Here is a 20,061-nt window from a genome sequence, read left to right as displayed (position 1 = left end):
GCAAATCACACACTGACTCGCCGAGCCGGGCACGGCTTCCAAATCCCTACTGACCGGTAGCCAAGGAAGCGAACTTGTTCGAGAACCTGTGAAAGACAGCCGGTTTCGTTAACGTTTCCGGCAGGCGGCGGAAGCAAAAGAACCCGCGTCGCGATTAGTGCACGAACTCCCCGCGGTCCGGAACCCGCACTCAAGTCACCCCGGTAGACGCCTCTAGAGCGCCTGCACCGCGTCGATCCGCATGTCCGCCGGGCAGCTGACCAACCTGGGCGCGAGTTACGAGCCGACGATCCGAGCAGCGCCTGCGCCACCGATCGTGCTGGCGCTCACGTGCGCCGATACCCAAGGCACTCGGCACAGCGGCGTCCTAACAGCGGCGTCCTAGAAGACCCGCACCCAGTCGATCAGCATGTCGGCCGGGTAGCTGCCCACCCGGGCGTCGCCGCCGCCGGATCCGCCGATGGCAAGGTTCAGAATCGGGAACACCGTGTAGCCGGGGTCGTTGAACGGCCACTCCCGGCCCGGCTCGTCGATGTTCTCGATGCCGACCGCGGGAACGGAGAAGTAGGGCTCCATGCCCTCGACGTAGTCCTGCCAGAAGTACATCCCGCTCTGGTTCCAGGTGACGCGCCAGTTGTGCCAGTTGCCGTCAACCGGGATCGCGAAAGTTTCGAAGGCGGTGCCGTAGGGGTTGGCATGCACGGTGGTGCCCGAGGGCCACTCGCCGTTGCCGTACCACTCCATCAGGTCGATTTCGCCCTCGCGGCCCGGGTCGTCGTTGGACAACCACCATCCGGGCCAGCAGCCCGCGGTCTGGCAGTTCAACTTGATACGGGCTTCCCAGGTGGTGCCGATGCCGCCGCGCCAGTTGCCGTGCACCAGGCCACCGAAGTAGGTGTTGCCTTCTTGGGTGCCCCGGATCACCAGGTTGGATTTGCCGTCGAGGAAGACGTTCTTGCGGCTGTCGCGGTACTGGTAGAAGTACTCGGGCCGGTCCCAGCCGACCGGGCGACGGATCGGGGTACGGTGGTTCGAGATCGTCCACTTCGAAGCATCGGGAGCCGAGCCGGCCGGGCCGTCGAACTCGTCGTGCCAGATGAAGCCCCCGGGCTTGGCGGTAGCCGTAGGCGCAGCAGGCGCAGCAGGCGCAGCGGGGTCGGCCGGGGCCGACGGCGGCTGGGCCGGGTCGCCCGGCGCTCCAGGGACCGCGGGAACGGCTCTGGCCTGGGGGGTGGGGGCTGCGGCGGCCAATGCGCCGGCACCCAGCATCATCATGACTTGGCGGCGGTTCATCTCGGGCACGGTGGCAATCTAACCCACACCGCACCGGTGTCAAACAAGGCAAGCCCGCCCGCGTGGCCTATGTCACCTCTAGGTTGTCTCGCTGCCGTCGGCACTGTCGTCGAGTACGCCGACGGTAATCCCGTAGGGCAGGAACCGCACCCGGCGTTTCGGGTCGGGATTGCGCTGACTGGCCCGCAGGGCGTCGATCTCGGTGGCGTAAACCTGCTCGACCCGCGCCGCCCCGTCGTCGCCGACGGTATAGATAGCCCAGACTCCGTCGCCGGTCTCGCCGGCGGTTGCCGGCTCGGCCCGCGCGGCCCGGGCCAGGTCAGCGAAGATCGCACCCCAGCCCGCCCGGTGGTCCCCGGCGGAGCCGAACGTGCCGGAGAACCGGTCGAACGCGGCCCGTAGCCCCTCGCCGGCCTCACGCATCATTCGGTCCAAATCCTCGGAGTCGAATCCGAAGGCGCCGTTGTCGCCCATTGCGAGCCCCTTTCACGCTGGTCGCCACACCCCAGTGTGCCTGCGCAAGGCGGATCCGGCCACGATCTCAGGCAATGCCGGCCGGCGCGGCTAGTTCTGCGGAACCGTGATCGGGATCGGAATCGGCACCAACGGGATGCGCAGGTATTCGGTGGTCATCGGCACGGTGGTGGTCGGCGGCACCGTGGTGCTGGGCGGTTCGCTGGTCGTCGGCGGAACCGTCGTGGTCGGCGGCGTCGTGGTCGGCGTGGGTGGAGCCGTCGTGGTTGTCGTGGTGCTGGTCGGCGGCGGCGTGGTCGTGGTGGTGGGCGGCGCCGTCGTCGTAGTCGGCGGCGGCGGCGGCTCCGTGGTGGTCTGCGGCGGCGGCGCTGACGTCGTGGCCACCGGCGGCGGCGCGGGAGCGCCGGTCCGCGGCGGCGTGCTGGGCGTCGGGGTCGGCGGCGCCACGGCGCTGGTTTCGGGAACCACCGGCGTCTCGTCGTCCTGGCCGCGGGTCAAGCTGTAGAGCGCCCCGGCAACCGCGACCAGCGCCACCACGATGCCCACGATCAGCGCCACCCGAGGTAGCCGCGAAGGTGCCCGACGGCCGGGGATCGGCGCAGCAGGCACCGAAACCGTCGAACGGCGTCCGGTACTCAGATCCTGGTCGTAGTAGGGGTCCTCGGCAAAAGGGACGTAGGGCACCGGTTCGGCGCCAGCACTGCCGTCCTCCTGCGACCAGGCGAACGCGTCCACAACGCCGGAACCCGCATCCGAGGGCGCCGTCGGCGCCATCACGGTTGCTCCGATTGCCTCGGCTTCCTGGGTGGCATCGTCGGCCTGCGGGTCGTACATTGCTGCTTACCTTGCATCGACAACGGCGGTCGTGACCACGATAGGGGGACGGCGGGGCGAGCCACCACCGCCGAGACCATAGGGTTATACAACCGTTAGCGGCAACGACTTGCGAGTGCGGAACACGAAATCCGCGCCGCTGCTGACCTTGGTCACCATCACCTCGGGCAGTTCTTTTGCCTCACTGTCGGTCTCGGTCAGCCGAGCCGTCCACTCGTTCTCAGACCCCTCGACCTCCACCCGCAGCAGCGGGTTCACCGCCGTCGCGATGGCCTGCAGCGGATTGACGTCCTGCGGCGAGCACAGCGTGATCCAGGCACCGTCGTCGTGTGCGGGCGAGGGGTGCACCGCGATGGTGTTCTCGCCGATGTCGGCGCGCACGTAGCCGATCGGATTGAGCAGCGGGTGCAGTTCAAAGGTGCGCAGTGCGCCGTCGAGGTCCGCGGGAAGCTTCAGCGCGTTCTTGATTCGCTGGGCGCCCAGCCCAGCCAGGCCGGTGAGCTGGCGCCGGCCCACTGATGCGGCCAACTCATCGGAGTCCGCCCGGGCGCGCACCGCGAGCGCGAAGGACAGGTAAAGCAGGTGCATCTGCAAGCAGACCTCGTCGGCGATGCGGACCAGCGCCGAATGGGAGAAGGCGGTGAAGTCGACGTCGGTCAACAGTGGTCCGGAGTAGTCCGCCAACCCTTCGTCGGCGGCATCGATGTCGTCGAGTTGCCAAGTGGCGGCTTTGCTTTCGCTGATCACCGCTAATGCGGGAATCGGTTGGGCCGGCGGGTAAGACTCGTCGATGATGACGGTCCAGTGGCAGTGCGGCTGTCGGTCCGACGGCGTGCGAGGTGGCCGGTGCACCGGACGGCACTGGGCGTGGGCGTTGGTGGCCACCGCGGTTGCGTCGAAGGTCGGGTCCTCGATGGTGTGGCACATGCCGAAGACGTAGTCGTCGCCCATCGGCTCCACGTCGAGCAGCGCGCCGCAGCTGGCCAGCTCGAACTCGCCGTTCCAGCGGTCATGGACGGTGAAGCGAAAGTCCATGAACTGCGGCGGGGAACCGATGTCGAACTGCAGGCCCTTGAAGATGGTGAATACGTCGTTGCCGGTGTATCCCAACGCGCGCTGCATCCGCTGGGTGTAGATGGGACTGGAGCCCGCCCACTCTTCGATGGCGATCTGCACCATTTCCTCGCGGCCGAACTCCGAGATGCACCAGGCCATGCCGGAACGGTCGATCATGTGCCCGATCAGCAGTAGTTCGGGCACGAGCACAGCCAACTCGTCGCGGGACAGCGACGCATACCTGGATTCGGTCACGGCCTAAAAAATAGTTGGGTCTATGTTATAAAGTCAACAATGACTATTTCTGCTGGTTCCGCCCGGGCGTCGGGGCCCTCTGGGCCGACCCGGCGGACCAGCGCGCCCCGCAAGCGCGGCGATGACACCCGTGCCCGGATCATCGACGAGACCGTGCGCTGCATTACCGAAGAGGGGTTCGGCGCGGCGACCGCCAAGCACGTCGCCGAGCGGGCCGGGGTCACGTGGGGGGTCATCCAGTACCACTTCGGAGACCGCAACGGCCTGTTGATGGCCGTGGTCGACGACGGGGTGGCCGAACTGCTGACGAGCCTGTCTGCCGTCGACGTCAGCGAGCTGGCACTGCGGGAGCGCATCGAAGCCGTTGTCGACACGGCCTGGCGCTGCTATGCCAGCCCGACTTCGCTGGCCGCGTTCGAGATCCTGCGGGCCACTCGCGGCAGCTTGGGCGAGCAGTCTCACGAGCACCTGATTCAGATGAACACCGCGATCAACATGTTGGGCCGGCTGGTTTCCGACGACCCCGCGGATTCCGGCGTGGCCGAGGTGATCTGGGCAGCGCTGCGGGGAATTGTGTTGGCGCAGATGATCATGGGCGGCCCCATTGACTGGCAGACCGAACGGCGGGCGTTGCTCGACATGGTCGCCCACTACCTACAACGCGATCGCGGTTAGCCGATCAGGCGCTAGCCCGTTCGCCAGTGCGTCGGCAGGGGCTGACCTTCACGCTGCCGGGTGTGATACGCCCAGGACGACGCCAGCCAGCCACTGCCATTGGTCAGCGTCGTGATCGGCTTGCCGTCCTGATCGTCGTTCTTGCCGTTGGTCTTCTGGTTGCGGCGACTGGTGTTGTCGGGCGTTGCGCCTTGGCCCGCAGTCGTTCCCATCATCGCCTCCTGGCACGCCATTCCCGGCGGTAGTCCGGCGGCAACCGGCATAGGAGTCTCGGCCGCGGCCAGCGTGAAGGCGATTGGCTTCATCTCCGGGGCCGCGGTCGCCCAGCTCGGCGGCACCGACAGTCCACCGATCGGAATCGCCCTGCCCACGCCCGGACCCGTCAGCGGCGCGGTGGATGCCGACAACACCCCGCGCGGCCCGATCCCCTCGAAAGTCAACGCACCCTCGGTCCCACCGCGGACGTACACCAACCGCCCCCAACCGGCGCCGTTGCTCACCACGGTGTAGAGGCTGGAGTCGAAACTGAGTCCACTGCTGGCGATACTGCTGAACGGCGTCAGCTGACCCAATTCGGAGGTGAAGGTCTCCCACCAGGTCGGCGGGTCCGATGCGGGCGCGGGATTCACCAACTGCTGCAGCGTCGTCTGGGCCAACGCCTGGCCATTGCCGGCTGCCGCGTGCGACACCGCTGCGGACTGGGAGCCGGGCCCGGCCGGGCTGGTGGTCTGCGGCGGCTGCTCGAGTTCCGGTAGTGCGCTTGCCGGCATCGCCGTCGCCGCGTAGCCGTACATCGCGACGGCGTCTTGAGCCCACATCTCGGCGTATGCCGCCTCGGTCGCGGCGATCGCCGGAGTGTTCTGGCCGAAGAAGTTGGTGGCGACCAGGGTGGCGAGCAGGGTTCGGTTGGCGGCTACCACCGTCGGCGGGACAGTGGCAGCGAAGGCGGCTTCATAGGCGGAGGCAACCGCTTTGGCCTGGATCGCGGTCTGCTCGGCGTTGGCGGCGGCAGCCTGCAGCCACGCCACGTAGGGAGCCGCCGCGGCAGCCATCGCCACCGAGGTGGGGCCGGACCAGGCGTGCCCGATCAGAGTCGAGATCGCCTCGGAGTAGCCGACCGCGGCCGTCTCCAGTTCTGCGGCCACGGCATCCCAGGCGGCCGCCGCGGCGAGCATCGGTGCTGCCCCCGGGCCGGTGTACATCCGGCCGGAATTGACCTCCGGAGGGAGGAAGGCGAAGTCCATGTCGGTGGCGGATTAACCTGCGGCCGGCGGACGGGGCACCACGGTGCGGCGATGAGCGGCCGCACGCGACGTCGCCGCTCCCAGACCGCGACCGGCCAGGGTGCCGAGCATGGTCTCACCGAAGGCCCCGCCGGGCACACCGCCGGCCAGGGCCGGCGCCGCCGGGACCGCGGCGGCCGGTAGCGGCGCGGCCGCCGAGGTCAGCGTGACCGGCATCGCCCAGCCGTGGGGCACCGACAACGCCCCGATCTTGAGCGCAGTTCCGGCGCTTGCCGACGACCCCACACTGCCCAGTCCGGCACCCAACCCGGCGCTGCCGAGCCCCGTTTTGCCCAGCCCCAGGCCGCCCAGCCCCAGACCGGCCGGCCCGATCTTGGGCGGGTGCAGGATTTCGTCGAGGCCGCCGGGGTTCTCCGCCTGAAACGCGGCCAGGCCAATCCCGTTGTTGACGTTGCTGAGCATGTTCGCCGTACCCGACCAACCGGTCATCGTGGCGCTCAGCCCCTGAGTGGCCAACCCCGTGAACGGCGAAATCTGACCGATGATCGAAATCAATGAACTGAAAATATCGGTGGCCGCGCCATTGCCGGCCGCGGCGGCGCCGGCCTGGGCAACAGCGGCAGACTGCGCGGATTGCCCGGCTGCGTTGGTGGTCTGCGGCGGCGGGTTGAACGTGGTCAACGCCGATGCGGCCGCCGAGGAACTGGCGTAGCGGTACATCGCGGCCGCGTCCTGGGCCCACATCTCGGCGTATTGGCGCTCGGCTTCGGCGATCGCCGGGGAGTTCTGCCCGAAGAAGTTCGTGGCAACCAGCTGTTTCAGCAGCACGCGGTTGGCGGCAATCACCGGTGGGGGCACCACCGCGGCCACCGCCGTCGAGTAGGCCTCCGCCGCGGCGGTCGCCTGACGAGCCGTGGTTTCGGCCTGAGCGCCGACGCCCCGCAGCCAGGTCACATACGGGGCCGCGGAGGCTGCCATCGCCGTCGCCGCCGGGCCGGTCCAGGGGCCGGCAGCCAGGCCTGAGGTGACCGAGTCATAGGACGCCGCCGCGGTGTTCAGCTCGGCGGCCAGGTTCTCCCACGCGGTGGCGGCGGACAGCATGGAACCGGATCCGGGGCCGGCGTACAGGCGTCCCGAATTGATCTCCGGGGGCAGCACCCCGTAGTCCATATCCATTGGCATCCCCTTGGGTCAGAGCCGCCTGCCTCCGGCGGATTTCAGACGGTTCAACGGCGCTCACGAAACGCCCCTCAGGTGAACCTGGGGTTACACCGCGGTAGTCAACAGGATGGAGCGTCAATGAACTGTGATATTTCCAGCCATCTCACAGGCATTTGCCAGATCATCTCCGTTCATATTCAATTCATGTTGCGGCTGCTACCGATTAATTCAGAGCATGGATGCTGTTGACACTGTGAGCATTCGACGTTGGACCCTGATCGCGGCCGGTGCGGCCGCCCTGGTTGGCCTGGCCGCGCCGGCATACGCCGACCCGGACCCCGACGCCATGTTCATCAGCGCGATCGAGCAGGCCGGGATCGAATACACCAATGCGGCTGACGCCGTCTCCGTCGGCCGGGAGGTCTGCGCCTACCTAGGCGCGGGGCATCACTCAGATTCCGCGGCACGCGCCGTGCGGATCTCGAACCGCAGCATGTCGGTGAAGAACGCCGCCCGGTTCGTGACGTTCTCCCAGGTGGCGTTCTGCCCCGACTCGATCACCGATTGACGACAAGGACGACGATGACGATTCGCTTGCCCCGCATACTCGCGGTGAGCGCCTGCACGCTGGTCGGTCTGCTGGGTGTGGCCGCGCCGGCGGGTGCCGATACCGATGACAACGGCTTCCTCGGCGCCCTCGACAAGATGGGGATCTCCTACCCCGATGCCGCTGACGCGGTCGCCGGCGGGCATTCGGTGTGCGAATACCTCGCCGGGGGGCACTCGCCCAATCAGGCGGCCAAGGCCGTGAAGAACGCCAATCCCAGCCTCACCCTGACCAGGGCGTCGCAGTTCGTCAGTATCGCGCGAGCGTCGTACTGCGAAGAGGATTGACGAACTACTTCGCGATCGCGATGACCGCGCCCGGGCGCAGCCACTGAATGATCTGCACCAGCTTGGCGTCGTCGATCGCGACGCAGCCCGCGGTCGGGCCGCCGTCGGTGGTGTGAAAGAAGAAGGCGGCGCCGTCCCCGGGGGTGCGGGCGGTGTTGACCCCCATCACCACGGCGTGCTTGTACTGCGGGATTTCGAGGTTCTCGCTCTCACTGGTGTCGAATGCGCATTGCGCCTTCTTGCACACCTGCATGGTGTTGAACGTCGGGCTGTGGTCGTCGCCGTTCCACCAGTGATCCGGCCCGACCTGTACATACTGCAGTCCCCCACCGGGGTTCGGCGCGGTGCCGAACGCGTACGGCAGCGTGAAGACGCCCATCGGGGTGGCCGGATAGCCGCTCTTCGCCTTGGCTGCCATGCCGGCTGAGCCGACGTGAGTCGCAATCCCGGCGGCCACCGGTTGCCAGCCCGTCGCGCTGCGCTGATAGACGTCCATCTTGGCGTCCGAACCACCTACTCCGACAACCGAAATCACCTGGTTGGCGTTGCCCACCGAACGGGCAAACCACGGAATGACATCGGCTTGGGCGCCCGGGGCCGCGGTCAGCGCCGCGGCAACCGTGCACAGGGCAGCGCTGAACAAGCTCACAAGTCGGCGCATTCACTCATCATCTGTGCATGTCAGGGGCGGGTCAAACACCGCTCACGGCGTGCCGGGGTTCGGGTGGCCGCTTTCACGACGCCGCTTTCACGACGCCGCTTTCACGACGCCGCTTTCACGACGCGGTGTTCACGCCCCCTCCCGGCGCGCCAGGTCTTCGACCGGCGCCTCGGCCTTGAACAGGCCGCGCGACGACAGGTAGTCACGGAAGTACTCGCGGTGTGCGGCACACGTCAGCCAGACCTTGCGACGTTCCGGGGTGTGCAGCTTCGGGTTGTTCCACAACATGCCGTACACCGCATCAGCGCTGCAGCCCTTACGGGAGCAGATGAGTGCACCGACGGGATCGGCGTTACTGCTGGTCATCGTGGCCATCTTGGGGCGCGCCGGCGGATCTGGTCAACTCCGGCGGCCGCCACGGTTGCAGGACGAGGGCCCACGCCGTCAGATAAGCCCAGCCCAGCGCCCAGCCTGCCAGTACGTCGGAGGGGTGGTGGACGTTGAGCGCCACTCGCGAGACCCCGACCGCAGCCACCACCAGCACGCCGACACTTACCGCCGCCACCCTGGCGTTGTGCCGCAGCGCGGGCAGCGCCAGCAACAACAGCGCGCCGACCCCGATCGCCACCCCCAGCGCGTGTCCGGACGGAAACGAGGTCGAGGTCGCCGAGACCAGAGCCGTCACCGGCCGGGGCCGCCCGACGGAGCCCTTGGCCAATACCGTCAGCAGCCCGGTCGCCTCTACCGAAACCAGCAGGAACAGCGCTGCGCGCAGCCGATGACGCAGCACCGCAACCAGGGCCACCACCATGCCCACCGCCCGGAACACCGCCGGCTCGAAAACGCTTGAGATGCCATCCCAGAACCGGACCCAGATCGGGTGTTTGACCGCGATGTCGTAGCTCGTGCCCAAGGAGGCGGTGTCGACCTCGGCCAGCCAGGTCCAGCCCTGCCGATAACCCACCAACATCACTACGTAGACCGCCACCGCGGCCGCTACCGAGATCAGCGCCGCCGCACGCGCGGCCGAAGGCGACACCAGCTAGTTCCCGCCGCGGGAAGTTCCGCCCCCGCGCAGGTCCGGCCAGGGCGGGCGGCGCAGTACCGCCAGGGAGGCGATGACGGCGGACAGCAACCCGGTGAGCACCCCGACCAATGCGATCCGATTCGCGTCGACCGCGGCCACCCACTTGGCCTGGTCGCCGCGGATCACCATCACCCCGAGGGGTGTCGCGTTCACCTTCGAACCGTCCGGGCCCGACGCGGTCACCCGGGCGGCGGTGATGACCGTCGCTCCGTCCGCGGTCTGGTGGGGTTCGCCGTAGACGAGGTCTGCGGCGGCGCCGGCGGAGAAGTGGTCGAGCAATTGCGAACGTTTCATGACGAGCGTCCCTTCGTGTGGCTCCTACCATGATCCCGTGGCTGATCCATCGTTCACCGCGCAGGAGCGTCAGGCCGTGTACCGGGTGATCGCCGAGCGGCGCGACATGCGCCGATTCGTGCCCGGCAGCACGGTCGACACCGATGTCCTGGCGCGCCTGTTGGCGGCGGCCCATGCTGCACCGAGTGTGGGCCTCATGCAGCCGTGGCGGTTCGTCCGAATCACCGACGATGCCCTTCGGCAGCGGATCCATGCCTTGGTCGACGAGGAGCGCCATCGCACCGCTGAGGCACTGGGCCGTCGCGAGCAGGAATTCCTGGCGTTGAAGGTGGAAGGCATCCGCGAGTGCGCCGAACTTTGGGTGGTGGCGTTGCGAGACGGCAGGCAGGCACATATCTTCGGTCGCCGTACCTTGCCGCAGATGGATCTGGCGTCGGTGTCGTGCGCGATTCAGAACCTATGGCTAGCAGCCCGCGCCGAGGGGCTGGGCATGGGCTGGGTGTCGCTGTTCGAACCCGCTCCGCTGGCGGAGCTGCTGGGCATGCCCACAGATGCGGAGCCCGTAGCGATCCTGTGCCTGGGCCCTGTCCCGGAGTTCCCCGACCGGCCGGCACTAGAGATCGACGAGTGGGCCTACCGCCAGCCCCTGAGCGAATTCGTCTCCGAAAACAGTTGGGAGAAACCATGACTGAGCAGGACGAAGCTGCCGCAGTCCGCAAGGTCTGGTCGGAGCTGGGACTGCCGGGAATCATCGACGTCCATACCCATTTCATGCCCAAGTCGGTGATGGACAAGGTGTGGAATTACTTCGATTCGGCCGGCCCGATGGTCGGCCGGCCGTGGCCCATCAACTACCGCATGGACGAGTCCAATCGAGTCGCTACGCTGCGCGCATTCGGGGTGCGCCGGTTCACCTCCCTGGTGTATCCGCACAAGCCGGACATGGCGGCGTGGCTCAACCAATGGGCAGCCCAATTCGCTCGCGACACACCGGATTGCCTGCCCACGGCGACGTTCTATCCCGAACCCGGCGCGGCCGACTACGTTAAGGCCGCCATCGATGCTGGAACCCGAATATTCAAGGCACACATCCAGGTCGGTGACTATGACCCGACCGACCCGCTGCTCGACGACGTCTGGGGAGTGATCGAGGACTGCGGCGTCCCGGTCGTCATCCACTGCGGCTCCGGCCCACAACCCGGCCGCTTCACCGGGCCCGCACCGGTTCGACAGCTGCTGCGCCGCCACCCGCGGCTGGCTTTGATCATCGCGCACATGGGCATGCCCGAGTACGACGAATTCCTCGACATCTGCCTGGAATCACCCAGCGTGCACCTGGACACCACGATGGCTTTCACCGCGTTCGTCGACGAGTTGATGCCGTTCCCAACCGGAGAGGATCCGCGTTTACGCTCCGCGGGGGAACGGATCCTGTTCGGCAGCGACTTTCCGAACATCCCATACGGCTACCGTGAGGCACTGGACGCGATCACCGCGCTTCCCGGCATCGACGACGTCTGGCTACGTGGGGTTCTGCACGACAATGCCGCGCGCCTGTTCGCAACCGAGTTACCATCCGGTTGACGTCGCACCGGGGCCCGCAGGGCCGGGGCGACCAACACCCGCGAAAGGCCGGCGACCGTGAGCACTGACGTCACCCCGCTCGATCCGCCCATCCCGATTCCCGATGTCCCCGGTGCCGATGCCGGCGAACACGGCCTGCCGCATCGAAGCGAGTTGTCGTTGCGGGAGAAGGTGATCGTGGATGCGTCAGCTTTCGCCGATATCGGCTTGCGCACCGCGGTCGCTTCCATGGTTGCCGCGGCGATGATCCCGTCGGTGCTCACCACCGCGGTGGGCCGCAAGCAGTCACGGCAGGAGCGCGAACGGCTGGCGTTCTACGCCGAACTGGCGTCCCACCACGACCCGATCCGATCCTTTCCCGCTCCCGCGGAGCTGCCGCGGGTATCAATTCGGCCGGCAAATCCGATCGCGGAGCGGATCGCCCGCGGCACGGTCGAGAACGTCTCGTTCCACAGCGGTTTCGAAGCGGTCAATCCGGCGATGCGCGATTCGTGGAATGCCCTGGGGAACAACACCACCGCACGGTTTCAGCATTGGCGTCACGACGACGGCCCTAGACCGACACTGTGCGTCATCCACGGTTTCATGGGGTCGCCCTACTTGTTCAACGGGCTGTTCTTCTCGCTGCCCTGGTTCTTCCGGACCGGGTACGACGTGGCCTTGTTCACGTTGCCCTTCCATGGGCGGCGCGCCGAAAAGTACTCGCCCTTCAGCGGATACGGCTACTTTTCGCACGGCATGTCCGGCTTCGCCGAGGCGATGGCCCAGGCGGTCCACGACTTCCGATCGATGATCGACTATCTGGAGTCCACCGGCGTTGACCGCTTCGCGTTGACCGGTCTGTCGCTGGGCGGTTACACCAGTGCCCTGCTGGCGGCTGTCGAGGCCAGACTGCAGGCGGTGATCCCGAATGTTCCGGTGGTTTCCGTCGAATCGGAGATCCGCGACTGGTTTCCGGCCAACCTGATACTCCAGGGCGGGCAACGGCTGGGGCAGGTCGCCGGCGACGATTTCGTCGCAGCGACGGCCTACCACTCGCCGTTGAACTACCCGCCGCTGATGGCCAAGGAACGGCGACTGATCATCACTGGCCTAGGCGATCGACTGGCACCGCCGGAGCAGTCCGAAATGCTCTGGCACCACTGGGATCAGTGCGCACTGCACTGGTTTCCGGGAAACCATGTGCTACACGTCAGCCAACCGACCTACCTGCGCCGGATGACTGCGTTCCTACGGCCGTACATGTTCTAGCCGCTGATGCCGGCTGGCCCTAGCCCTACGGCGGCGGCCCGCCGCGCTTGCGATCCCCGCTAGCGCGCGGCCGCTGTTACCACCGTGACAGGCCACCGCAGGCTGGCGAGCTCGTCACCAGACACCGGGGTGTGCCCGTCCAAGCGGACGCCGGACAGCGGGTGCAAGCCCAGCAACGCATTGCGGTGATTGCCCTGCTGCGGCAGCAGCCCGGCCAGCGGGGCGCCCCCGTCGGGCGCCGAGCCGGTACGCAGCGCACAGGCCGCGGCTACGGTCTGCTGGCCGTCCGCTTCGGCGACCTCCAACACCGTCCAGGTCTCGTTGGCATTGACAGCCTGGATTCGGCTGATCGTGTCGGACAGCGCCGCGTCGATCCCCACCTGGTAGGCGGCGACGTGGTCTCCTGTGCCGTCGACGACCGACCGCCATGCTTCCCGGGCACCCGCGTCGATCAGCGACGGAATCTCGTCGTCGGCGACAATCGCGGTGTCCCAACCGATTTCACGAAGATGGTCGGCGAGGCGCCGCACAGCGATGTCCACGGTCCGCTGCAGCGGGATGGACGCCGAGCGGGCCTGCAACGCGGCCAGGTTCGGCGCGGCCGCGTACGTCACGCCGATCCAGGTGTCGGTGGCCCCGGCACCGGCGCGGCTGGTGATGCGCACCGCATCGGCCCGCAGGCCGTACCGGTTCAAGTAGCTCGCGATCAGCGACAGCGGTACAGCGTTCCCGGCTGCCGAGGCCGTGATCCGCAGCGCCGCGGTCGCGCGTGCGCCGGCAGCGTCCCGACGGTCGGTGTGCGCGCCGCCGCGCGAACGCAGCATCGACAACCGGCGGCGAGCGATCGTGGTGAAGTGCAGGCCACGCCACCAGCCGAGTAGCAGGATCGTCACGATGATGCCCACGGCGAGCGCCCAGCGCTGCGTGGTGGTCTCCCAGGGGCTCGCCATCACCGCGGGCACGACGGCCAACAGCACCAAGGCGATCCGGGCCGGCCCGGGCCGGGGAATGGTGGTTCGGTGCGTGCTCACAGCTGGTTTTCCTTTCGTCGGCGAGCGGCCGCCGCGGCGCCAGTGGCGACGGCGACGACCAACCCGGCCAGTAGCGCGGTTCCGGCGAAGGCCACGATCCGCGGCGCCGGGTCCTCGGGTTGCGGTGCCGGGGGTGGAGTGATCTTCTTCGCGGGTGAGGCAGCCGGGTCCGCAGCCGGGGGCAGTTCCCAGGTCAGGGCGGCCACCGGGTCAATGGTTCCGGCGCCCACCACATCCGACGGCGCGCGTGCGGAGTTGTGGGCGGTGGAGACGATCCGGTGCGCGGTCTGCATCGCGCTCAGATCGGGGTAACGACTGCGGACCAGCGCGGCCACGCCGGCCACATAGCCGGCGGCGTAGCCGGTGCCACTGAGCGGTACCAGTCGACCTTGGTTGCCGGGCAGCGCGTTGGCCAGGCCGCCGTCTTCGCGGTTGCTCACCGAGACGATGTCCTCGCCGGGGGCGGCCACGCCGACCCACGGTCCGGCCATGGTGAATCCGGACGGCCGGCCGCTCGACGACAGCGAGGCCACCGACAGCACGTAGGGGTGCCACCACGACGGCACCGACACCGACGTCACCCCGGCCCAGTTGCGCGGGTCCTGCGGGCGGCTCAGGTCGGTGAGCGGATTGGATTCGCACGCCTCCCCGCCACCGCCGACCGATCCGGTCTGGCCGGCGTCTCCGGCGGCCGCCACGATCAGCGCGTCCTTTTCCACCGCCGCATAGCGCAGCGCCGCACCCAAAGCCGTCTGGTCGACGTTGCGGTCGGCCGGCAGGCAGGTGGTGGTGGAGATGGTGATGACCCGTGCACCGAGGTCGGCGGCGTGCACGATGGCTCGCGACAGCGCGGTGATGTCGGTGATCACCCGAGTCGCCCGCGGGTCGTCGCCGCCCAGCCGCGGCGAGATCGTCGCCGAGGCGGTCCGCAGTGACAGCAGCCGGGCCGCCGGAGCCACGCCGGTGAAGCCGTCCGACCCATCTGACGCGGGCAGGCCCGCGATGATCCCGGCGACCAGGGTTCCGTGCCCGTCACAGTCGGTCAGCCCGTCGGTGGTCCCGATGTAGTCCCCGCCCGGTTCCACCGCTCCAAGGCGCGGACCCGGCCGCACACCGGTGTCGATGACGGCCACCGTCTGGCCTTCGCCACGGGAGAACTGCCACGCGGTGGGCAGGTCGAGCATCCGCTGTCCAGCCGTCGCGGCGCTGAGGTTGCTGCCGGGGAGCAAACCCGAACTGGCGCAGTCGCCGCGCTGTTCCATCGCCGCGACGGGGCCGGGCGCTCCGCTGGGCGGCGGCACTGTCGGATCCACCGTCGGCGGGGTGATCGCCAGGGCCGGCGCGCTGGTCAGCAATGCTGCCAGCACTGCGATCCCGGCCCCCTGGAAGGCACCGCCCGCCGCCCGACTCCGACCGGGCTTTTCGGCAACGATCATCGAGACAGAACCCAGGCGAAGATTCCGACCAGGTAGGCCATGACCGGGATCAGGGTGGCGTCGACGCCGGAAGCCAGGAAGCCGACCAGGCGGCGCACCGGCAGCGAGTAGCTCTCCGGCGAGGCCACGGACGGGCTCAACGAGACGACTGCCCACACCGCCACCAAGGCAGCCAGCACCAGCACCGCACCGAAGGCGGCCGTGTACCGGCCGGTGGCCGCGTAACCGACCAGCAGGGCGATCGCGGTCAAGTGCGGCTCGGCCAGCAGCCAGGCCTTGCACCATGCCGAGTCCCACACCCGGGCCCGCAGCACCGAAGCCACCGCGATGCCCGCGACCACGTACCAGGCCCAGCCTGAAAGCCCCTCGGGAGCAAAGGCGATGGCAACCGAACCGAGCACCGCGAGCAGCACCGAGCCGGCGATGAAGCCGGTCTGGTGGGCGTCAGTGACGCGGACCCGGCGGGGCAGGTCGGCAAGCACGCTCTCCGGCAGCGCGGACGGTGTCGGGTCGCCCGGCGCCGGGATCACCGGCAACGGCAGCCGCGCCCACAATGCCGAAACCTGCGGCGCGGCAACGGTCAGCAGCAGGGACGCGGTGATCAGGCCAGAACCCAGGGTTACGAACGGCAACTCCCAGAAGGTCTTGACGGCAGCGGCCGCCAGCACCCCGACACCCACGACCACCGCGGCGGTGAAGAACGCGATCCCGCGCTCACCACGACCGCCCGGCGGCAAGATCAGGCAGATCAGCGACCACGCGCTGACCGCCGCGGCGCCCAGCACCACGTGCGCCGGACTGAACCCCCCGGGCACCGCCAGGGTGCCCACGGCGGCGAGCGGTACCAGTGCCGCGATCGACAGGGTCAGTGCGGCGTCAGCGGAACGCGTACGGCACAGCAGCGCAGCGAGCACCGTGAGCAGGGCGATGGCCCCGGCCGCGAACAGGCCGGCGGGCTCCCCGGTGACCGCGTGGTGCGCAGCCGCGAGTCCGGTGGCGGCGAAGATCAGCCCCGTCCCAGCGGCCAACGCCGCGCGTTGAATGTGCTTGGCGCCCCAGGGCTTACGCCGCGAAGCCGAGAAGATGACAGCAGCGTCGGCGATGTCCTCGACAATGCCGGGGGCAGCCGGGCCGACCGGCACCGGGCGCAGGGCCAGCAGGTCGCCGTCCACCACCCCGACGGTGTCCAGGCTGGCGTCCAGGCTGAACGGTGCGCCCCCGACCGGCGCCAGGCTCAGCCGCGTCGCACCGGCAGGCTCGGCCGAATCAAGGGAGTCACCGGCGTCCGGGGCCACCAGGCGTTGCACCGCCGGCAGGATTTCGCGCAGCGGCAGCTCCGCCGGTACGGCGATCTCGGTCAGCCGACTGTCGGCCAGGACCGCGATGCGGACAATCGGCATGACGGCGCTGGTCAGCACCGGGGCTTCGGTCATTGGTGTTCCCTATTCTTCTTCTCTGCTAGGACGTTCTTCTCGCTGCCTTCAGGACAGCTGGGTGGTGAAATCTCTGGATAGTCGCTGACCGGGGAACCACGTGCCCTCGGGCAGGGTGGCGGTCAGCTGTTCAATCGCGACAGCAGTCGCAAAGTCGGTTCCAGGGCGGAAGGTCGAGACCCACTCGCCGTCGAAGGCCTGCGACGGGGTGACCAGGATGCGGCCCGCATCGGCGTCGACCAGGCTCATACCGACTTCTGTGGTGGTATGCCGACCGTCTCGCGCACATCCCGCGACGACCTCGACATAGTGACGTGATCCGGTGAACACCGATTCCACGATCGGCCGCGCCGAGGCGGGAATGCCCAGGTAGTCAAGCACTTCGGCGAGCGGAGCGCCGGCGCGCAGTCGCTCGTCAGCGCGGGCACCGACCCGGGCCGGCAGGGTGAACTCGTCGAACCTGGCCGGCGGGCGCTGCCGCAGACCTGCGCCGAGCACCGGGACCAGCAGGCGCGGGTCGTCGATGTCCATCACGGTGAACGTGACCAGTTGCGCATTGCGCAGTGCCACAACCGTCCGGGCGGGCTTGCCGGCGTTCTGGTCACGGCGCGCGACGATGCCGCGCAACATCTCGGGGGCCCCACCGGCGGCCGAACCCACATAACGCAGGTCCAGCCACCGGTCCGGGAAGCACACCACCCGAATCCATTCGGCCACGGCCGGATTGACCGCGCCCTCCGGCGAGACAACTCCCATCCGGGTGAGCTCGTCACGCTGGCGCGCCATGAACGCGCCTCGCTCCCCGGCGTCCGTGTAGGGCATGGTGATCGCCAAAACCCACGGAAAAGACCCGGCACCAACGGTTTCCGCGATGTACCAGGCTTGCTCGACGGTCAGTTCGGCGGCGTTGGGCTCAGTACCCATCACTGCCTTCCCTCATCGAGCGGATCATCAGGGTCAGCCCCACTTGGCGGCTTCGGCGGTGTCGCGCGCGTTCATCATCAAGGTGTTGGTCTCATGCGTGGAGGCCATCGCACGATAAGCAAGCACCAACTCCTCCATCGCCTGATTCCACTGCGCCTGCCACGCCTGATACGTCATACCCGTATCGCCCTGCCACGCCGCCGACAACGCCGCCTGCTCACTGGCAATGTCGGCACCCACCGCCTGCAACGTCCCCGCATACCCATTCATCTCAGCCGCATGGGCCAACATCGCCGGGTAGTTGTACATAATCTGCGACATCAGTCTGCTCCTTTTCCCTGGCCCGCCAGCTAAACCCCGGTGTAACCAGAAGCCGCAGCCGCATCAGCCGCCACATACGTCGAACCGGCATCCGCCAGATTCACCTGCGCCATATCCAGCAACGCATTCACCCGCGCCGCCATCGCCACAAACCGCGCATGCGACCCCTGAAACGCCGCAGCCGCCTCACCCACATGAAACGCCTGCGCCGACATCGCCGCCTGCTCCGCCTGCGCCATCGTCGACCGCATCAACGCCGCCTTGGCACCAAACGCCGACTCCGACGCCACCAACTGCGGAATATGCGCATCCAACATACTCATCGCTGCACTCCTTTCCTGACTGCTACTACTTCTGATTTTTCGACCGTCATCCCGTCGACTCCGCTCCCCACTCCGGGTCAACGCCTTCGGGTTCACCCCAGGTCTCAGGCAACATCGGCATACTTGGGCCGCGACCGAACCCGTCGCCCGCCATCGTGGCCAGGCCCGACGCCGTTGCTGTGCCGCGCTTACCCACGGCCCCGGTGAATCCCAGGCCTCCGGCTCCGCGGTCCGAGCCCGCCGCAGAACCCGCTGCCGGTGTATCGGCCGGGCCGCTGACCGGGCCCGAATCCAGATCCATGAACTCGTCGGCATGGTCACGCATCACCGCACGTTTGCGGCGCCGCGCCCGGGCGCTTTCGCGGGTCGCCGCCCGCACTCCCACCGCGGCCGCGGGGATACCCTCCGCGGGAGCCTTCCCGCGCTCCCGATCGGTCAGGGTCGGACCGAAGCTGTTCCCGGGGTGTGCTCCTGTAACCAAATAGGCAAGCAGCGGGGTTCCGGGGACCGCACCTGGGGGCGCGCCGGACGCCGGCGTACCTGCGACTCCCGCGGCACCCGCAGCCGGAACCGTGCCCGATCCGAGCCCCACCGCCGCGGGCAGCGGGAGGGCCTGTTCACCGCGCACCATGACCGGTGCCGGCGTTGCGGCGGAAGGCACTGCCTCCGGCAGATCGTCCGTCAACAGCGCGTTCACCACACCGATTGCGATCCCCATCAACAGGAACGGCGAACTGAGCAGTACCGACCAGAACGTATAGCCAAAGGGGATGAAGAACGCCTCGTAGGCGATGAAGAACAGCAGCGGGAACCAGGCCGACGGGTTGGCGAGCATGGCCCTGATGGTTCCGATCGGATCCTCGAAGAGCCGGACCAGCTGGTTCCACAGATCCGTCCAGAAATCCCCGGAGCTCGAGGAGGTGTCATCGGCGGGCAACGCCGAATCGGACTTGACCACCGGCGGAGCTTCCACCGCACGCGGCGCCGACGCCAAAGCCGCACCCGACACCGCGTGATAGGTGCTCATAGTGGTGGCCGCCTGGATCCACATTCGGACATAGTCGGCTTCGTTGAGCGCGATCGGGATCGTGTTGATCCCAAAGAAGTTGGTGGCGACCAGCACGCCGTGCGTCATGTGATTGGTGGCCAGTTCGGCCAGTGTCGGCATCGACGCCAGTGCGCTGGTGTACGCCGTGGCGGCCACCTCATGCTGCGCGGCTACGCCGGCACTATCCGCGCTAGCCTGGCCCAGCCACGCCAGATACGGTGCGTGCGCGGCCACGTACTGCTCGGCGCTGGGTCCCTGCCATGCGCCGGCCTGCACTGCACCCAGCACTGCGGTGAGTTCGTCTGCCACTGAGGCGTACTCGACGCTCAGTGAATTCCACGCCCCGGCAGCCGACAGCAACGGACCCGGTCCAGGGCCGCTGCTCAGCAATGCCGAATGCACCTCCGGAGGGGAGGCGATCCAGACCGGGGCGGAAATCATCAGCCGATGCCGCCCCGAAGGCCGCCGAAATAGGTGGACGCACCCGCCGCGTCACCGGCGGCGTAATTGACACCCGACTCACCGACACCGACACCGGCGCGGCCCAACTCGGTGGCGCCCTGAGCGGCCACCGCGGCGTGCTCGCTGCCCTGCGCACTGAAACCGGCAGCGGTCTGCAGTGACACCGGGTCGGCCGCCGGCGGAACCACCGCGGTGATCAACGGGGCGGCGCTGGCCTGCGCTGCCGCCAGACGGGCGGTCAATGCCTCGACCGCTGCACTGGCGGCGGCGAGACCTTCCGGAACCACATTGAGCGTCATGACAATTTCCCCTTCCGTAAT

The 20,061-nt window shown here is 68.2% G+C and carries 24 protein-coding genes; 6 read left to right on the top strand and 18 right to left on the bottom strand.

Annotated elements, in window-relative coordinates:
• Nucleotides 1-381: 381 nt before the first annotated feature.
• The 4 genes from MJO54_RS01590 to MJO54_RS01575 form a co-directional block, all read right to left on the bottom strand.
• Nucleotides 382-1,293, bottom strand: a complete 912-nt coding sequence (locus MJO54_RS01590; protein WP_240176027.1) for a glycoside hydrolase family 16 protein — start codon at nucleotides 1,291-1,293, stop codon at nucleotides 382-384.
• A 78-nt stretch (nucleotides 1,294-1,371) separates the two neighbouring features.
• Nucleotides 1,372-1,767 (bottom strand): Rv0313 family protein, encoded by a 396-nt coding sequence (locus tag MJO54_RS01585; RefSeq protein ID WP_046286588.1) that lies wholly within the window; start codon nucleotides 1,765-1,767, stop codon nucleotides 1,372-1,374.
• Nucleotides 1,768-1,857: 90 nt separating this feature from the next.
• Nucleotides 1,858-2,601: a hypothetical protein gene (locus MJO54_RS01580; protein ID WP_240175530.1), complete on the bottom strand. Its 744-nt coding sequence runs from the start codon at nucleotides 2,599-2,601 to the stop codon at nucleotides 1,858-1,860.
• Nucleotides 2,602-2,685: 84 nt separating this feature from the next.
• Nucleotides 2,686-3,912, bottom strand: a complete 1,227-nt coding sequence (locus MJO54_RS01575; protein ID WP_064890134.1) for a hypothetical protein — start codon at nucleotides 3,910-3,912, stop codon at nucleotides 2,686-2,688.
• A 39-nt stretch (nucleotides 3,913-3,951) separates the two neighbouring features.
• Here MJO54_RS01575 and MJO54_RS01570 point away from each other — a divergent pair, with 39 nt between their 5' ends.
• Nucleotides 3,952-4,587, top strand: a complete 636-nt coding sequence (locus MJO54_RS01570; protein WP_240175529.1) for a TetR/AcrR family transcriptional regulator — start codon at nucleotides 3,952-3,954, stop codon at nucleotides 4,585-4,587.
• 11 nt (nucleotides 4,588-4,598) lie between these two features.
• Here MJO54_RS01570 and MJO54_RS01565 read toward each other — a convergent pair whose 3' ends face one another.
• Both MJO54_RS01565 and MJO54_RS23575 read right to left on the bottom strand, forming a co-directional pair.
• Complete coding sequence (locus tag MJO54_RS01565; protein WP_064890133.1) at nucleotides 4,599-5,831, bottom strand: PPE family protein; 1,233 nt, start codon at nucleotides 5,829-5,831, stop codon at nucleotides 4,599-4,601.
• A gap of 12 nt (nucleotides 5,832-5,843) precedes the next feature.
• Entirely contained in the window at nucleotides 5,844-7,007 is a 1,164-nt protein-coding gene (locus tag MJO54_RS23575; RefSeq protein ID WP_275564484.1) for a PPE family protein, read from the bottom strand.
• A 220-nt stretch (nucleotides 7,008-7,227) separates the two neighbouring features.
• Here MJO54_RS23575 and MJO54_RS01550 point away from each other — a divergent pair, with 220 nt between their 5' ends.
• Both MJO54_RS01550 and MJO54_RS01545 read left to right on the top strand, forming a co-directional pair.
• The gene (locus tag MJO54_RS01550) at nucleotides 7,228-7,560 is read left to right on the top strand and encodes a DUF732 domain-containing protein (protein WP_240175528.1); all 333 of its coding nucleotides are present in this window, start codon (nucleotides 7,228-7,230) and stop codon (nucleotides 7,558-7,560) included.
• Between the two features lie 14 nt (nucleotides 7,561-7,574).
• Nucleotides 7,575-7,886 carry a DUF732 domain-containing protein gene (locus MJO54_RS01545; RefSeq protein ID WP_065152069.1) on the top strand — a complete coding sequence of 104 codons (312 nt, stop codon included), beginning with the start codon at nucleotides 7,575-7,577 and terminating at the stop codon, nucleotides 7,884-7,886.
• Between the two features lie 4 nt (nucleotides 7,887-7,890).
• Here MJO54_RS01545 and MJO54_RS01540 read toward each other — a convergent pair whose 3' ends face one another.
• The 4 genes from MJO54_RS01540 to MJO54_RS01525 all read right to left on the bottom strand — a co-directional run bounded on the left by MJO54_RS01540 (nucleotide 7,891) and on the right by MJO54_RS01525 (nucleotide 9,928).
• On the bottom strand, nucleotides 7,891-8,547 hold the full coding sequence (locus tag MJO54_RS01540; protein ID WP_046286582.1) for a L,D-transpeptidase family protein: 657 nt from the start codon (nucleotides 8,545-8,547) through the stop codon (nucleotides 7,891-7,893).
• A 129-nt stretch (nucleotides 8,548-8,676) separates the two neighbouring features.
• Nucleotides 8,677-8,913 (bottom strand): hypothetical protein, encoded by a 237-nt coding sequence (locus tag MJO54_RS01535; RefSeq protein ID WP_240175527.1) that lies wholly within the window; start codon nucleotides 8,911-8,913, stop codon nucleotides 8,677-8,679.
• Nucleotides 8,900-9,586 (bottom strand): phosphatase PAP2 family protein, encoded by a 687-nt coding sequence (locus tag MJO54_RS01530; protein WP_240175526.1) that lies wholly within the window; start codon nucleotides 9,584-9,586, stop codon nucleotides 8,900-8,902. Before MJO54_RS01530 ends, MJO54_RS01535 begins: the two co-directional genes overlap by 14 nt.
• A gap of 3 nt (nucleotides 9,587-9,589) precedes the next feature.
• The gene (locus tag MJO54_RS01525) at nucleotides 9,590-9,928 is read right to left on the bottom strand and encodes a hypothetical protein (RefSeq protein WP_064890122.1); all 339 of its coding nucleotides are present in this window, start codon (nucleotides 9,926-9,928) and stop codon (nucleotides 9,590-9,592) included.
• Nucleotides 9,929-9,965: 37 nt separating this feature from the next.
• On the opposite strand from MJO54_RS01525, the gene bluB reads away from it, so the two are divergent.
• Genes bluB through MJO54_RS01510 form a run of 3 tightly spaced genes read left to right on the top strand, consistent with a single transcriptional unit; the run spans nucleotide 9,966 to nucleotide 12,763 of the window.
• Entirely contained in the window at nucleotides 9,966-10,616 is a 651-nt protein-coding gene (gene bluB, locus MJO54_RS01520) for a 5,6-dimethylbenzimidazole synthase (RefSeq protein ID WP_105295572.1), read from the top strand.
• Nucleotides 10,613-11,512, top strand: a complete 900-nt coding sequence (locus tag MJO54_RS01515) for an amidohydrolase family protein (protein WP_046286595.1) — start codon at nucleotides 10,613-10,615, stop codon at nucleotides 11,510-11,512. The genes bluB and MJO54_RS01515 overlap by 4 nt, the downstream gene beginning before the upstream one ends.
• A 57-nt stretch (nucleotides 11,513-11,569) precedes the next feature.
• Nucleotides 11,570-12,763 (top strand): alpha/beta hydrolase family protein, encoded by a 1,194-nt coding sequence (locus MJO54_RS01510; RefSeq protein ID WP_240175525.1) that lies wholly within the window; start codon nucleotides 11,570-11,572, stop codon nucleotides 12,761-12,763.
• A 59-nt stretch (nucleotides 12,764-12,822) separates the two neighbouring features.
• On the opposite strand, the gene eccE is transcribed toward MJO54_RS01510, so the two are convergent.
• From eccE to MJO54_RS01470, 8 genes are read right to left on the bottom strand one after another with little or no spacing between them, the layout of a single operon-like run.
• Nucleotides 12,823-13,794 carry a type VII secretion protein EccE gene (gene eccE, locus MJO54_RS01505; protein ID WP_046286597.1) on the bottom strand — a complete coding sequence of 324 codons (972 nt, stop codon included), beginning with the start codon at nucleotides 13,792-13,794 and terminating at the stop codon, nucleotides 12,823-12,825.
• Entirely contained in the window at nucleotides 13,791-15,230 is a 1,440-nt protein-coding gene (mycP, locus tag MJO54_RS01500) for a type VII secretion-associated serine protease mycosin (protein WP_105295575.1), read from the bottom strand. The genes eccE and mycP overlap by 4 nt, the downstream gene beginning before the upstream one ends.
• Complete coding sequence (eccD, locus tag MJO54_RS01495; protein ID WP_275564483.1) at nucleotides 15,227-16,663, bottom strand: type VII secretion integral membrane protein EccD; 1,437 nt, start codon at nucleotides 16,661-16,663, stop codon at nucleotides 15,227-15,229. The genes mycP and eccD overlap by 4 nt, the downstream gene beginning before the upstream one ends.
• Before the next feature lie 48 nt (nucleotides 16,664-16,711).
• The gene (locus MJO54_RS01490) at nucleotides 16,712-17,587 is read right to left on the bottom strand and encodes an ESX secretion-associated protein EspG (protein WP_240175524.1); all 876 of its coding nucleotides are present in this window, start codon (nucleotides 17,585-17,587) and stop codon (nucleotides 16,712-16,714) included.
• A 33-nt stretch (nucleotides 17,588-17,620) separates the two neighbouring features.
• On the bottom strand, nucleotides 17,621-17,908 hold the full coding sequence (locus MJO54_RS01485; RefSeq protein ID WP_046287208.1) for a WXG100 family type VII secretion target: 288 nt from the start codon (nucleotides 17,906-17,908) through the stop codon (nucleotides 17,621-17,623).
• 29 nt (nucleotides 17,909-17,937) lie between these two features.
• The gene (locus tag MJO54_RS01480) at nucleotides 17,938-18,231 is read right to left on the bottom strand and encodes a hypothetical protein (RefSeq protein WP_064890669.1); all 294 of its coding nucleotides are present in this window, start codon (nucleotides 18,229-18,231) and stop codon (nucleotides 17,938-17,940) included.
• Between the two features lie 46 nt (nucleotides 18,232-18,277).
• Entirely contained in the window at nucleotides 18,278-19,717 is a 1,440-nt protein-coding gene (locus MJO54_RS01475) for a PPE family protein (protein WP_434085455.1), read from the bottom strand.
• A gap of 2 nt (nucleotides 19,718-19,719) precedes the next feature.
• On the bottom strand, nucleotides 19,720-20,040 hold the full coding sequence (locus MJO54_RS01470) for a PE family protein (protein ID WP_046287082.1): 321 nt from the start codon (nucleotides 20,038-20,040) through the stop codon (nucleotides 19,720-19,722).
• Between the last annotated feature and the right edge of the window lie 21 nt (nucleotides 20,041-20,061).

Origin of the sequence: Mycolicibacter virginiensis (genome assembly GCF_022374935.2) — a bacterium.
Classification (GTDB): Bacteria; Actinomycetota; Actinomycetes; order Mycobacteriales; family Mycobacteriaceae; genus Mycobacterium; species Mycobacterium virginiense.
This window is presented reverse-complemented; position numbering and strand designations above follow the sequence as displayed.

Bases quoted from the DNA above. Each gene is read 5' to 3' on its own strand.
- MJO54_RS01515 (WP_046286595.1), top strand. From the start codon at position 10,613: ATGACTGAGCAGGACGAAGCTGCCGCAGTCCGCAAGGTCTGGTCGGAG.
- eccD (WP_275564483.1), bottom strand. From the start codon at position 16,663: ATGACCGAAGCCCCGGTGCTGACCAGCGCCGTCATGCCGATTGTCCGC.
- MJO54_RS01580 (WP_240175530.1), bottom strand. From the start codon at position 2,601: ATGTACGACCCGCAGGCCGACGATGCCACCCAGGAAGCCGAGGCAATC.
- MJO54_RS01485 (WP_046287208.1), bottom strand. From the start codon at position 17,908: ATGTCGCAGATTATGTACAACTACCCGGCGATGTTGGCCCATGCGGCT.
- MJO54_RS01585 (WP_046286588.1), bottom strand. From the start codon at position 1,767: ATGGGCGACAACGGCGCCTTCGGATTCGACTCCGAGGATTTGGACCGA.
- MJO54_RS01550 (WP_240175528.1), top strand. From the start codon at position 7,228: ATGGATGCTGTTGACACTGTGAGCATTCGACGTTGGACCCTGATCGCG.
- MJO54_RS01565 (WP_064890133.1), bottom strand. From the start codon at position 5,831: ATGGACTTCGCCTTCCTCCCTCCGGAGGTCAATTCCGGCCGGATGTAC.
- MJO54_RS01525 (WP_064890122.1), bottom strand. From the start codon at position 9,928: ATGAAACGTTCGCAATTGCTCGACCACTTCTCCGCCGGCGCCGCCGCA.
- MJO54_RS23575 (WP_275564484.1), bottom strand. From the start codon at position 7,007: ATGGATATGGACTACGGGGTGCTGCCCCCGGAGATCAATTCGGGACGC.
- MJO54_RS01570 (WP_240175529.1), top strand. From the start codon at position 3,952: ATGACTATTTCTGCTGGTTCCGCCCGGGCGTCGGGGCCCTCTGGGCCG.
- MJO54_RS01490 (WP_240175524.1), bottom strand. From the start codon at position 17,587: ATGGGTACTGAGCCCAACGCCGCCGAACTGACCGTCGAGCAAGCCTGG.
- MJO54_RS01540 (WP_046286582.1), bottom strand. From the start codon at position 8,547: ATGCGCCGACTTGTGAGCTTGTTCAGCGCTGCCCTGTGCACGGTTGCC.
- MJO54_RS01535 (WP_240175527.1), bottom strand. From the start codon at position 8,913: ATGACCAGCAGTAACGCCGATCCCGTCGGTGCACTCATCTGCTCCCGT.
- MJO54_RS01545 (WP_065152069.1), top strand. From the start codon at position 7,575: ATGACGATTCGCTTGCCCCGCATACTCGCGGTGAGCGCCTGCACGCTG.
- mycP (WP_105295575.1), bottom strand. From the start codon at position 15,230: ATGATCGTTGCCGAAAAGCCCGGTCGGAGTCGGGCGGCGGGCGGTGCC.
- MJO54_RS01470 (WP_046287082.1), bottom strand. From the start codon at position 20,040: ATGACGCTCAATGTGGTTCCGGAAGGTCTCGCCGCCGCCAGTGCAGCG.
- MJO54_RS01590 (WP_240176027.1), bottom strand. From the start codon at position 1,293: ATGAACCGCCGCCAAGTCATGATGATGCTGGGTGCCGGCGCATTGGCC.
- MJO54_RS01480 (WP_064890669.1), bottom strand. From the start codon at position 18,231: ATGAGTATGTTGGATGCGCATATTCCGCAGTTGGTGGCGTCGGAGTCG.